Source organism: Burkholderia sp. 22PA0106 (assembly GCF_047497155.1).
Classification (GTDB): Bacteria; Pseudomonadota; Gammaproteobacteria; order Burkholderiales; family Burkholderiaceae; genus Burkholderia.
The window spans coordinates 2,500,724-2,512,570 of the sequence record NZ_CP163162.1 but is presented as its reverse complement, the minus strand read 5'-3'; the positions used below and the strand labels follow the sequence as shown (position 1 = coordinate 2,512,570).

The following is an 11,847-nucleotide window of genomic DNA, read 5'->3' as shown; positions in this document are numbered from 1 at the left end:
ATGCTCGACCGCGATGCGGCCGTGCTTCGGTGGGCAGCCACGGGTGGGGAGTACGACGTGAGTGTGTGCGGGTGTGTGCGCGAGTTCTGTACGGTATGTGTGAATGATGGCGGTGCCGATGAAGTCGCCGTATCGTGACGTCAACGGGCAAGCAGCGCGGGGGAGCGGGTTATTTCGACGGCGGAGCGGGCGGTGCGCCCGCCGGCTCGGCATCGGGCGTCGCATCCGGCACGAGCAGTGCGACGATCTCGCGCAATTGGGACGTACAGCGCACCGCGTCTTCGCGCGAATTCATGTCGATGACTTCCATCAGGCCGACGAACGCGCCGAGGAAGGCATCGGAGAGCGGGGTGGGCCGTCCATGCTCGCGCAGATGTTCTGCGTAGGCGAAGACGTGACGGATGAAATCGACCTGGGATGCGGAAAATTCCGCGTCGGTGATCGGTGCGGGAACGGCTGCAACGGTTTGCCGAGACAACGAGGCGGGCAAACGGAAATACGAAAGAGGATCGCTCATGCATGAATCTCAAAATATGCACGAACGCGACGTGCGCGCAAAAGCGGCGTGGCGAACAAAGGCGCATGGACTACCTATGGCCCACGCATTCGACACGCCGATAGCGCTCCTTGATGGCGTTTGATTCAGGGAATGAAGTCAAATGCATTTGACTTCATTTTGATGATCGGCTCATGCAATTCGATTGGTTTGAAACGTTCGACGAATTGAAGCGCAGAGGGCGATTCGCAAGCGATGCACAGGTGGCGGAAAGTCTCGGGCTGCACTCGGCCATGACACGTTGCGAACGTCGGTGCAAAGCCTGCTGCCGAGCCGGGATTACCACGAACAGGAAGGCCGGGCGCCGTATGAAATCGGCGATCCGTCGGTGCAACTCAATCATCTGCTGGCCGCGCTGCCCGGCGACGAGCGTCGGCGCACCGAGCCGCATCTGGCGCCCATCACGATACCGCTCGGGCATGTCGTCTACGAATCCAGCGACCATCTCAGCCATATCGCCCTGCCGACCACCGCGATCATCTCGATGCGCTACGTGGTGGAGAACGGCGCGTCGGCCGAGATCGCGGTGGCGGGGCGCGACGGTCTCGTGGGGGCGGCGCTGTTCATGGGAGCGAGACGATGCCGAATCGCGCGATCGTCCAGAGCGGGGGCGATGCGTTCAAACTCGGCGGGCAGGTCGTCAAGGATGAGTTCGCACGTGGCGGTGCGGTGCAGCGCCTGTTTCGGCGTGCGTCGCGCGAGCGTGACGGAACCCGCGAGAAAACTCCAGGAGGCGGGCCTGATCCGCCAGTCGCGCGGCAAGATCGAAGTGCTCGATCGCGCCGCGCTGGAGCATCATGTGTGCGAGTGCTATCAGGTGGTGCGCGAGGAAAACCATCGGCTGCCGTCGCCACGGTGATCCAAGTGTGGCAGCGAGCCCGTAAGGGCGGCGCTGATAATACGCATGCACCTGGCGGCCCCACTCGAGGTCGACCATCGGCGGCCTGCGTTCTTGTCGAACGCGGGCGCATGCAGGCTCAGTAACGACTGTGCGCGCACCCGGTAGTTGAATCGGTACGGCACCGTACGAATTCCTCGGATTGATGGAGGTGCCGGCGCGTGACGCGGAAAGGGTATCTACGGTCTCCTAACGATCGGAGGGCATGCCGGCTGTCGCGCCGTTCGGCCCCCTTCGCATCTCGATGCAAAACATGTGCGCAGCTTCCGACCGGATTTGTTCTTGCTTATCGGTAGCGAAGCGCGCAGGCTGGCCCGGTCTGTTCAACGTATCAAGGGTTCCGCGCCGCCCCGATTCCATCCGCGCAAATCGGCGCGGACATCGTCGACGGCAAGACGCTGCTGCGCCAATCTGACTCATGCTGCTTGTGCCGCCATGTAGGCACGAGATCTCCCCCCATTCCCTGTTTCGAGAGCGCGATGAAATACGATTCGACGACACCCTTTGACATGAGCTCTCTGGCGAGAACGGCGAGTACGTTCAACGGCAGCGGCCGTATTTCCCCTGCGCAAGCGGGGCGGCCGAATATCGCGGGCGTGAGCCGGCTATTGTTAATAAGGCGTATGTGGATGGAAAAGGAGCTTGTCCGTACGACGAAGGACGACATCATGCAACAGATCGAGGCGGATGCGCGCTCGACCGATGATGGTATGCCCGTTGCGCAGCCGATATGGTGGGAAGTCCCCGTCGCCCGCAGTCCGGGTCAGCATATTTGCGAATCTCGAAAGCGGCTTGGCATGCACGCGATGGGTGAATAATCGTTCGCAAGACCGTGGTTTGGCGCGTGTATGGCTCGATCTGGAGGCGTTACGTGAGCAAGCCTGCCGATCATGAAATCAAATGGATGATTCACGCGAGTTGTCGAAGCCCCACGTCTTCTGTTCGATGTTGAAAAAGCGCCACCAGGCGCGGAATTCATGGAGTGGGCCGTGACGCATCCGCGATGGCAACGGTATGTTGATGCGGTCGAGTCCAGAATCGTCGTTGTCGAGTATCGGATGTTGCGCGCGGCAGCCGCGCCCATTTTCGTCGGCCTGCCCGCGATCGGACGATGCATCATCGCGATGCCTCGGCCGGGGGCGCCCGCCAGGACGCCCGGATGTCGTCGACAGCTTTCAGAACCTGATGAATACCGGGCAGCGCTTGGTCGGCATGACGAACCGAAACGGTAACGCGAAGGCGGGCGGGGCGAAACGCAGGACTCATCCGGCTGGGCCAAGGATCACGTCGATGGCCGCCTGGCCCGCGATTTCGGCGACCAGGTAAGCCCATCGAGAAGTGAAGGGGCCGTTGTGCACCGGGATCAGGCCTCCTCGCGCGCCCAGCACTTCGAGGTTTGTGCCGCCTTTGATCTGGAAGCTCACATCGAACGTATCCCGATCGGCTGGCGTCAATTGGACATGAATCTCAAAGCCGCGATACGCGATCGTCCTCTGCATGAACACCTCTCTGTCATTGGCGGAGCCTAACACCATCCGCGTCGGACGGAGTGGGCCATGGTGCCTGTCATGCGATCGCATCCGGATGCTGCTTGAATGGAGAAACGCCGCGCGAAGGAAACGCGGCGATGAACCGCGATTCAAATGCTGTCTGGGTTGCCTGCTCGATACCCGATACCGTCCAACCTCTCCACGCTCAAACAGCGCGCGGAGCCGCCCTGGCGAGGCGGATGTCGAAGCCGGCGAGGCGCCGGCTTGTTATTTTTAACGGTATTGGAGCAGCCTGAATCACGCGCATCAATGCGCGGCTTGCCAGCGTGGCCCGACAACGATGCTGCCTGCGAATGCGTGGCGTGTCTGTCCGCTACGAGACAGTGCTTTCTGCAGTACGCCATGGTACGAGGTGGCGTCGGCCAACCATGAAGGGTTTTGCCTTGGCGCGATAAAAGGCACATACCGCTGCGGCGTCAGGTATCGAAAAGGCGTTGACGGCCCGCGCGATTCACACCCGGTCGGGCGGTACATTGGCGTCGATCGCCATCGCCAGCCAGACAAGCTCGTATCGCGATTTCATATCAATTCAATCAATATATCTTGTGCGCCCTTCCACAGGACTTCCACGCCCAGCTTGCGCAGGTTTTCCCGCCCCTTTGTGATCGTCAGAAAATGATTGCCGGCCAATTGGCCCATCTTGCTGCTGAACGAGCATGAGCCGTAGGCGAGAATGATTTCGGTCTCGCTGTATCCACCAGGATAAAAAAGGACATCGCCAACGGAAGGGTGGCTCGTATGATTCTCGAATCCGACCGCTTTTGCGTCGTTTTCCAGCTTGAAATCGCCAAGTGGTACCCAGCATGCTTCGCCGCTCCAACGCACGTGGATCAGTTTTTGGCGATAAGGCAGCAGCTTGAGAAAGGCACGAACCGTTTCAGGGGCATCCGGATGCGTTTCCGCCTCGAAAATATGGCCGGCAGCAGTAATGCGAAGTCGAGTCATGGTGAATGATGGGTCAGGTTTGGGGTGGCAGGATGGCAGCCGTGATCAGGCGTCGGGTTGATCGATCCATTTGCTCACGACAGGAGGCGTCCAGGCTTGGAGTTGGTTCAGCAGGTCGTCCGGATTGGACGTTGCGACAATCATGTCTCGATGTTCGGGTTTGAGAAAGCCCTCGGCCGTTGCGTGTTCGAGCAACGCGCGCATCGGCGCGAAAAACCCCGACACATCGAGCACGCCACATGGCTTGGCATGTTCGCCCAATTGAGTGAGCGTGGCGGCCTCGAATAATTCCTCGAACGTGCCGAGGCCGCCGGGCAATGCGATGAACGCATCGGCCAGCGCGGCCATGCGCCGTTTGCGTGCCGACATGTCGGGGACGATCTCGTGCCGCGTGAGTCCGGGCGCGAGATGGCCCCGATCCGCCAGACGCCGCGTGATGACGCCGTGCACGGGCGAGCCGGCCGCCAGCGCGGCCTGCGCGACGATGCCCATCAGGCCCTTGTCGGTTCCGCCATACACGAGTTGCCAACCGCGCCGGCCGAGCGCATCGCCCAATTCGCGAGCGGCTTCGGCATAGTCGGCACGGGTTCCGAAATTCGAACCGCAGAACACGGCGACGCTGTAATGCGCTGGCGAGGCGGGGCCGGTCACGACACGGCTCCGTCGGTCTTGCGCTGAGTCCAGCCGGTCAGCCGGCGCTCGACGAGCGCCGAAATGGCATACAGCACGACGCCCAGCACCGCGAGAATGAACAGGCCGGCAAACACCAGCGGCACGTCGAAATTGCCGCTCGCGATCATCATCACGTTGCCGATTCCCTTGTTCGATGCGACTGTCTCGGACAGCACCGCGCCCACGAAGGCGAGCGTGATGGCAATCTTCAGTGATGCGAACAAATACGGCATCGCACGCGGCAGGCCCACGTTGCGAAGCACATCGAAGCGGCTTGCGCCGAGCACCCTGAACACGTCTTCCAGTTCCGGTTCGGTGGTGGCCAGGCCGGTCGCCACGTTGACCACGACAGGGAACACGCTGATCACCATCGCCGTGAGGATCGCCGGTACCGTGCCTGAACCGAACCACACCACGAAAATCGGCACCAGCGCAACCTTTGGAATGCTGGAGAAGCCCACGAGCAGCGGATAGGCCGTGTCGTAGGCAAGCCGCGACGAGCCGATGACCACACCGATCAGCACGCCGAACACGACGGCCAGGAAGAAGCCGATCAGCGTGGTCATCACGGTCTGCACGACGTGCGGCCACAGCAGCGGCATTTTGGTGACCATGACGACGAGGATCTGACTGGGCCGCGGCAAGACCAGGTCGGAAACATGGAAAGCGATGCAGGCAAGCTCCCACGCCGCGAAAAAGCCGATCAGTGCGCTCAACGACAGCAGGTTGCGGCGAAGCCGCACGGTTCCGAGGCTCATGCTTGCTCCGTTGCTTCGAATGTCGGCGTGTCGATCGGGATGGCCGGCGACGCCCCGCGGGCCGCGACGACCCCGGATGAACGTGCTTGCGCGATGCGCATGCGCAGTTGCTGGACCAGCGTCGCAAATTCGGGGGCATAGCTCGCTTCGAGCGTGCGCGGCCGGTCGAACGTCACATGGCGATCCTCGAGGATGCGTCCCGGGCGCGAGCTCATCACGCAGATCCGGTTGGCCAGATAAGCCGATTCGCGCAGGTCGTGGGTGACGAGCAGCACGGTGGGCCTGCGCTTCATCCACAGTGTCTGCATGATGTCCCACAGCTCTTCCCGGGTGAACTGGTCGAGCGCGCCGAACGGCTCGTCGAGCAGCAACAGCTCCGGCTCGTGAATCAGCGCCCGGCACAGCGACGCGCGCTGCAGCATGCCGCCCGACAACTGCCACGGGCGCTTGTGGCCGAACTCCTTCAGGCCGACCTGGGCCAGCAGGGCGTCGGCGCGATCCGCGAACTCGCCCTTGCGCTTCTGGCGAAATTGCGAACGGAACGGTTCGACGATCTTGAGCGGAACCATCACGTTCTCGCGGATGGTCAGCCACGGCAGCATGGTCGGATTCTGAAACGCCAGCCCGATGCGTATCGGTTTGGTGCCCGGGGCGCCGACTTCGCGGCCTCCGACGATCACCGCACCGGATGTCGGGCGAATCAGGCCCGCCACCAGCTTCAGGATGGTGGACTTGCCGCAGCCGCTCGGTCCGACCAGCGCAACGAAATCGCCTTGTTCGATTTCGAGGCGCGTGCGATCGAGAGCGATCGTTCCGCTGTCGCCGCCGTAGCGAACGCCGACATCCGACAGGTCGATCAGGGGGGGATTCATGAAGACTCCTTCGTATATACCGCTCGCATCGACGCGAGCGGACGCGATTACTGTTCGTTGCCGAACACGCTATCGATATCGACCGGCTCGGCGGTCGGACGCACGCCGTCCGGCGTCTCGAGGATCGCGCTCAGGTAGTGCTCGGTGTTGCGCGGCTTGGCAGCCGGCATCGCCTGCACGCTTTTCACGGAGCGTCCCCAACCGGCCGCGTCCTTCACCAGCTTGCCGTCGCGCATCACGAAGCGGCCGCGCACCAGCGTGTGCAGCGGATACCCCTTCACGGCGCGTCCGTGCCAGGGCGAAATCTTGCTGATGCTTTGCAGCTGGTTCTGCGAGAGGATGCCGGTGCGATTCATGTCGACGATCGCGATGTCGGCATGCGCGCCCGGCGCGATGACGCCCTTCGGGCCATAGATACCCCATGCCTTGGCCGGATTGACCGCGCTCCAGCGGACGTAATCCATCAAAGTGGCGCGTTCGCGATTGACCTCGGTCAGCATCAGGGCCATCTGCGTCTCGACGCCCGGGAAACCGCAGTCGCATTCCCAGATATTCGGCCGCGTTTTTTCTTCGGGCGAGTGCGGGGCATGGTCGGTGGCGATCATGTCGAGCGTGCCATCCAGCAGCGCGTTCCAGAGCGGATCGTTATTGCGCGCTTCGCGAATCGGCGGGTTCAGCCGCATGATGCCGCCGAGCTTGCTCATGTGATCGGTGTTCAGCAGAACGTATTGCGGACAGGTTTCCGCCGTCACGTCCACGCCGCGTGCCTTGAAATCGCGCAGCACGAACAGCGAATCGGCCGAGCTGTGATGCGCGATGTGCACTCGGGCGCCGGTCCACTCGGCCAGCGTCAGCACGCGCGTGATGGCCTCGATTTCGGCCACCGCGGGGCGCGCGGCCAGATGCGCCATGGCGTCGATTCGGCCGGCGTCGCTCATGCGGTTCTGCCGACGAAACAGGATCGACGAGTTTTCCGCATGCACGACGGTCCGGATGCCGAGCGGTGCGAGCTTCTCGAACCCTTCGAGCAGGGCGCCATCGGTCGGCGCCGGCAGATTGCCGAAGGTATTGCCCACGAACGCCTTGAAGCTCGTCACGCCGCCGTCGAGCAGTTCCTCGAGACGCTCCACGGTATCGTCGCCGAGCAGGCCGTGAATGCCGAAATCGACATACGACGATTCCGCCGCACGTTGCTTGATGCGCAGTGCTTCGAGCGTGCCGGTGGCCGGGTTGGTATTCGGCATTTCGAACACGGTGGTCACGCCGCCGCACGCGGCGGCGGCCGAACCGGTCTGCCAGGTTTCCTTGTGCGGATACCCCGGGTCTCGGAAATGCACATGGCTGTCGATCGCACCGGGCAGCAGATACAGCCCGTCGGCGCGCATTTCCTCGCGCGCGGATGGCATGACGTCGTCGTGTCCGACCGCAACGATGCGCTCGCCATCGATGGCGACGGATGCCTCGATGATCTGTTCAGGCGAAACGATCCGGGCACCGCGGATCACCAAATCGACTTGACTCATTTTGCTTCCCCTTAAAGCATGGCCCAACCGCCGTCCACCGGCAGGTCGATACCCGTGATCTGTCTGGATACATCGCTTGCGAGAAACAGGCAGGCGTTTGCCACGTCGTCGTCGGTCGATACGCGCTTCAGTGCGTAGTCCTCTGCATGCCGCAGCATGGCTTCCTCGACCGAAATGCCGTGAGCGCGCGCCATGTCCGCGCAAACCTTTTCGCGGAACCGCGGCCCGTCGACCATGCCGGGCGCCACGCAGTTGACGTTGATGTTGTGCGGGCCGGCTTCGAGCGCGAAGCTCTTGGTGATGCCGCGCAGGCCCCACTTCGATGCGGAATAGGCCATGCGTCCGGCGCGGCCGCGCATGCCGAAGGTTCCGCCGACGTTGATCACCTTGCCGTAACGACGCTCGATCATGGCGGGCATCACGGCGCGCACCACGTTGAATGCGCCGGTCATGTTCACGCGGACGATATCGTCGAATTCCGTTTCGGTGGTTTCCCAGCCTTTCTTGCCGATCGGTCCGGAGCCGCCGGCCACGTTGACCAGCACGTCGATCCGGCCGTAGGCGGCGAGCGCCTGCCGAGCCAGTGCATCGGTGTCGGCGGCAACCGTGAGGTCGCACGCCACGACGATCGCTTCCGCGTCCATCGCACGCGCTTCGGCCGCCACCGGTTCGATCGCCGCGACGTCTCGACCGGTCAGCACCAGTCGTGCGCCTTCGGCCGCGAACGCCAGCGTCACCGCGCGCCCCATGCCTTTTGCCGGGCCGGTGATCACCACGACCTTGTCTTTCAGATTCAAATTCATACGCAATCCTGATTTATAGGTATCGGAGAAAATGCGCCGCCTTACATGGCCGACGGACGATCGGCTCGGGGCGGGAGGAACTGGCCATCGAACACTTCGTTCGGCGCCGGGCTGTGCGGCAGCCTGGCGGCCTCGACGATGATCGAGATGTCGCGCTTCAGGCGTGCCTCGTCGACCGCACCCAAACCGATACGGGCGATTTCGGGCGCGCTCATGTCGTTATGCATCGTGGCCAACAGCTTTTCCTTCTCGACTTCGCGATTGAGCAGCGGCTCGCGCTTCATCACGGCGTCCACGCCTGCGTCCGGATTGGCGATCACGTCGCGGATTCCATGATTCAACGCGGCAAGGAACCCGCGCACGGCCTGCGGGTTCGACTTGACGAATGCGCGCGAGAAGAACACCGCATTCGAGTACAGGTCCATGCCGTAGTCGCCGTAACGGATGAAGCGCAGGTCGCGAGCCGGATTCACGCCCATCGCCTTGGCGCTGAACATGATCGTGGTCGTGAAGCCGAACACCGCATCGACCTGATCGCGCATCAGCATCTGCTCGCGCAGATTAGGCGCCATGTTCGTGATGTGGACCTTCGCGGCATCGATGCCTGCCAGCTTCGCGAACGCGGGGAACAGCTTCAGCGCGCCGTCGTTGGCGGGGGCGCCGACCGTCTTGCCTTCGAGATCCCTGGGCGTGTGGATCGGGCTGCCCGACTTGACCACGACCGTAAACGGCGGCGTGTTGTACAGCACGTCGACGGCGATCGGCGCCTGTGCCGGCTCTTTCGCCGCCAGTTCCACGAGCGCATTGAGATCGCCAAAACCGGCCTGATAGGCGCCGGCGGCAACCTTCGGGATCGACGCGCTCGAACCCTCGCCCTGGTCGAACTGGACATCGAGCCCCTGGGCCTTGAAATAGCCGCGATCCTGCGCGAGGAAGAACCAGGCTTGCGGGCCTTCGTATTTCCAGTTCAGAACCACCTTGATGGGCGTGTCCGCGCGGGCTTGCGCCGGCGCGGCGACCAGGGCGATGCCGAAGGCGGCGAAACCGGCGAGCATGCCTGCCGCGCTCAGGCGACGAATTTGACTCAACATGACGATGCGACTCCTAGCGTTGGGTCCGGCCGGGCAGGCCGGAAAGGGCTGCGATCAGGCTGTCGGCGCGGGCGACGAAGCCATGCAGTTGTTGAACGATGAAATGGATGGCCCGCGTGACATAGGCCGGCGAAGACGTGTTGCAGGCGTCCTCGAGCAGGATGCAGTCGTAGCCGATGAAGGCGGCGTCCTGCAGCGTGGAGAACACGCACCGGTCGGTATTGATTCCGACGAACAGCAGCGTGGTGATGCCGAGATTGCGCAATACCGAATCGAGTTCGTTGTCCCAGAAGCCGCTGAGCCGATGCTTTTCGACGCACATGTCCGACGCATCGACCGTCAACTCGTCGACGACTTGCGCGCCCCAGGCGCCACGAACGAGCGACGGTCCGCGATCGTTCGGCGACGCCTCCCCATAGCCGACGCCGTCGGCCGAGCGCTTGCCCTTGAAATGGATCGTGGCGCTCAGGTTGGCCAGATCCGCGCGAATCCCCCAGTTCAGCCACACCACGCGGCCCCCCGCACCACGCCAGGCGGGCAGCAGCTCAGCGATCACCGGGATCGGCTTTCTGGCTGCCTTCACGCTGACGCCTTTCTGCGCGAACCATCCTTCCGGGTGGCAAAAGTCGTTCTGCATATCGATCACGACGACTGCACTGCGCGCGACGTCGATCTCGAGGTTCTGGGGCGCGGCGTCGATCGTCAGCGGGCGCGGTTTCATCACGCGACGCACCAGGCTGGCCACCGAGCCGGATACGGTCCACGCGTTGTGCGCGGCGGGACCGAATATCGCGGCGTCGGAGGCATGATCCGTGCGCGGCATGGAGGGGGGCGATTTCTTTTTCATGCCACGTTCAATGCAGCATCTATGCCATACTTTGTCCACCAAAGTAGCCATTTAGGCACGATGGCGTTGCCGAAACGGCAACGGTTCGAGGCACTCCCAGTCGCACCGGGGCGGAGTATTCCCTGCGGCGGTCGTGTGTTTTGGCGGGGCTGCGGCAGTTTCGGCCGGCGCCGCTCAGGCGTTGGTTCGACGCAGGGCGCGAACCGAACCACGCCGCGCTCGCATACGGTGCCCCATTCCCGAAATGATGCGTGCCGCGCCCCGTCGCGGTGCGCTGCAGTTGACCTTCCGCATCTGGAGCACGCTTGCATGAATCATCTGCGTTTTCTCTCCTACGTCGACGAGGTCGCACGTACCGGCTCGGTCAGGCAGGCCTCGGAGCGGCTGCATGTGGCGCCGTCCGCCGTATTGAGGCGAATCCAGGATATCGAGGACGAACTCGGCACGCCGATTTTCGAGCGGTTGCCGCGCGGCATGCGGCTGACCGCGGCAGGCGAGCTGTTCATTCAGTACGTGCGTACGCGTCTGGCCGAGCTGGAGCGTGTGCGATCCGAGATCGAGGATCTCCAGGGCTTGCGCAGGGGGCTGGTGCGATTGACCGTGAGCCAGGCCGTGGCGTCGGCGTTTCTGCCGAAGATGGTTGCCTCGTTTCGCAAGCGTCACTCGCTGGTCGGGTTTCAGATTCGCGTGACGGATCACGTGCAGGCACTCAACGCGCTGCGGATGTTCGATACGGATCTCGCGCTGGTCTTCAACCTGTCGGACGAGCCCGATATCGAACGGATCGCCGAATTCGAGCAGCGGCTTTGCGTGATCATGCATCGCACGCATCCGCTGGCATCCGAAGCCGGGCCGATCCGGCTGCGCGATTGCGGCGACTATCCGCTGGTGATGCCGAATCGGGAAATCGGAGGCCGACAGCTGCTTGATCGATTTTTGTCGCGGCGCTCGTTCCGTCTTCACCCGGTGGTCGAATGCAACAGCTTCGAGTTCCTGCGCGGCTACCTGCATTACGAACAAGCGCTCAGCTTCCAGATCCACATCGGTGCCGGGAGCGAGAGCGGCGAATACGTGTCGCGCGATATCGAGGACCGCGGGTTTCCGAAAGGCACGCTGGCACTGGCGAGCCTGCGCGGGCGCCAGTTGCCCGTGATCGCCTATTCGTTCATCGAGCACCTGAAGCAGGGGCTCGAGGAGAGCGCGGCGCTGGCTCTCTAGATATTTCCGTTATTCACTACGATGAAGGCGCCGCCGATGAGCGGCGCCTTTATTCATTCTCCCGCCACACCTTGCCTGAAGCGCGCCCGCAGGCGACGCCTCCGCGATCGGTAT

The 11,847-nt window shown here is 63.0% G+C and carries 12 protein-coding genes and 1 pseudogene; 3 read left to right on the top strand and 10 right to left on the bottom strand.

The annotated features are described in order from the left end of the window. Positions 1-169 precede the first annotated feature (169 nt). A complete protein-coding gene (locus AB4850_RS10750) occupies positions 170-490 on the bottom strand; it encodes a hypothetical protein (RefSeq protein WP_414439803.1) in 321 nt (106 codons plus the stop codon). 409 nt (positions 491-899) lie between these two features. On the opposite strand from AB4850_RS10750, the pseudogene AB4850_RS10745 reads away from it, so the two are divergent. Further along, positions 900-1,415: pseudogene (locus tag AB4850_RS10745) on the top strand (Crp/Fnr family transcriptional regulator). Positions 1,416-1,933: 518 nt separating this feature from the next. Further along, positions 1,934-2,272, top strand: coding sequence for a hypothetical protein (locus tag AB4850_RS10740; RefSeq protein WP_414439802.1), 339 nt, complete (start codon positions 1,934-1,936; stop codon positions 2,270-2,272). A 444-nt stretch (positions 2,273-2,716) separates the two neighbouring features. Here AB4850_RS10740 and AB4850_RS10735 read toward each other — a convergent pair whose 3' ends face one another. From AB4850_RS10735 to AB4850_RS10695, 9 genes are all read right to left on the bottom strand, one after another. Continuing rightward, positions 2,717-2,953 (bottom strand): hypothetical protein, encoded by a 237-nt coding sequence (locus AB4850_RS10735; RefSeq protein WP_414439801.1) that lies wholly within the window; start codon positions 2,951-2,953, stop codon positions 2,717-2,719. 570 nt (positions 2,954-3,523) lie between these two features. Further along, the gene (locus AB4850_RS10730) at positions 3,524-3,949 is read right to left on the bottom strand and encodes a DUF3830 family protein (RefSeq protein WP_414439800.1); all 426 of its coding nucleotides are present in this window, start codon (positions 3,947-3,949) and stop codon (positions 3,524-3,526) included. A gap of 45 nt (positions 3,950-3,994) precedes the next feature. Beyond that, on the bottom strand, positions 3,995-4,561 hold the full coding sequence (locus AB4850_RS10725) for a TIGR00730 family Rossman fold protein (RefSeq protein ID WP_414442001.1): 567 nt from the start codon (positions 4,559-4,561) through the stop codon (positions 3,995-3,997). A gap of 35 nt (positions 4,562-4,596) precedes the next feature. Then, a complete protein-coding gene (locus tag AB4850_RS10720) occupies positions 4,597-5,364 on the bottom strand; it encodes an ABC transporter permease (RefSeq protein WP_414439799.1) in 768 nt (255 codons plus the stop codon). A gap of 11 nt (positions 5,365-5,375) precedes the next feature. After that, entirely contained in the window at positions 5,376-6,251 is an 876-nt protein-coding gene (locus AB4850_RS10715) for an ABC transporter ATP-binding protein (protein ID WP_414439798.1), read from the bottom strand. Between the two features lie 47 nt (positions 6,252-6,298). Next, positions 6,299-7,774 carry a dihydroorotase gene (locus tag AB4850_RS10710; RefSeq protein WP_414439797.1) on the bottom strand — a complete coding sequence of 492 codons (1,476 nt, stop codon included), beginning with the start codon at positions 7,772-7,774 and terminating at the stop codon, positions 6,299-6,301. A gap of 11 nt (positions 7,775-7,785) precedes the next feature. Further along, positions 7,786-8,577, bottom strand: a complete 792-nt coding sequence (locus AB4850_RS10705) for an SDR family NAD(P)-dependent oxidoreductase (protein WP_414439796.1) — start codon at positions 8,575-8,577, stop codon at positions 7,786-7,788. Positions 8,578-8,618: 41 nt separating this feature from the next. Then, entirely contained in the window at positions 8,619-9,668 is a 1,050-nt protein-coding gene (locus AB4850_RS10700; RefSeq protein ID WP_414439795.1) for an ABC transporter substrate-binding protein, read from the bottom strand. Between the two features lie 13 nt (positions 9,669-9,681). Further along, complete coding sequence (locus AB4850_RS10695) at positions 9,682-10,515, bottom strand: cysteine hydrolase (RefSeq protein WP_414439794.1); 834 nt, start codon at positions 10,513-10,515, stop codon at positions 9,682-9,684. A 60-nt stretch (positions 10,516-10,575) separates the two neighbouring features. Here AB4850_RS10695 and AB4850_RS10690 point away from each other — a divergent pair, with 60 nt between their 5' ends. Continuing rightward, on the top strand, positions 10,576-11,733 hold the full coding sequence (locus AB4850_RS10690; RefSeq protein WP_414439793.1) for a LysR family transcriptional regulator: 1,158 nt from the start codon (positions 10,576-10,578) through the stop codon (positions 11,731-11,733). The last annotated feature ends 114 nt before the right edge of the window (positions 11,734-11,847 follow it).

Coding starts and splice junctions, on each gene's coding strand:
- AB4850_RS10740 (WP_414439802.1), top strand. CDS start 1,934: ATGAAATACGATTCGACGACACCCTTTGACATGAGCTCTCTGGCGAGA.
- AB4850_RS10735 (WP_414439801.1), bottom strand. CDS start 2,953: ATGCAGAGGACGATCGCGTATCGCGGCTTTGAGATTCATGTCCAATTG.
- AB4850_RS10730 (WP_414439800.1), bottom strand. CDS start 3,949: ATGACTCGACTTCGCATTACTGCTGCCGGCCATATTTTCGAGGCGGAA.
- AB4850_RS10715 (WP_414439798.1), bottom strand. CDS start 6,251: ATGAATCCCCCCCTGATCGACCTGTCGGATGTCGGCGTTCGCTACGGC.
- AB4850_RS10710 (WP_414439797.1), bottom strand. CDS start 7,774: ATGAGTCAAGTCGATTTGGTGATCCGCGGTGCCCGGATCGTTTCGCCT.
- AB4850_RS10705 (WP_414439796.1), bottom strand. CDS start 8,577: ATGAATTTGAATCTGAAAGACAAGGTCGTGGTGATCACCGGCCCGGCA.
- AB4850_RS10700 (WP_414439795.1), bottom strand. CDS start 9,668: ATGTTGAGTCAAATTCGTCGCCTGAGCGCGGCAGGCATGCTCGCCGGT.
- AB4850_RS10695 (WP_414439794.1), bottom strand. CDS start 10,515: ATGAAAAAGAAATCGCCCCCCTCCATGCCGCGCACGGATCATGCCTCC.
- AB4850_RS10690 (WP_414439793.1), top strand. CDS start 10,576: ATGGCGTTGCCGAAACGGCAACGGTTCGAGGCACTCCCAGTCGCACCG.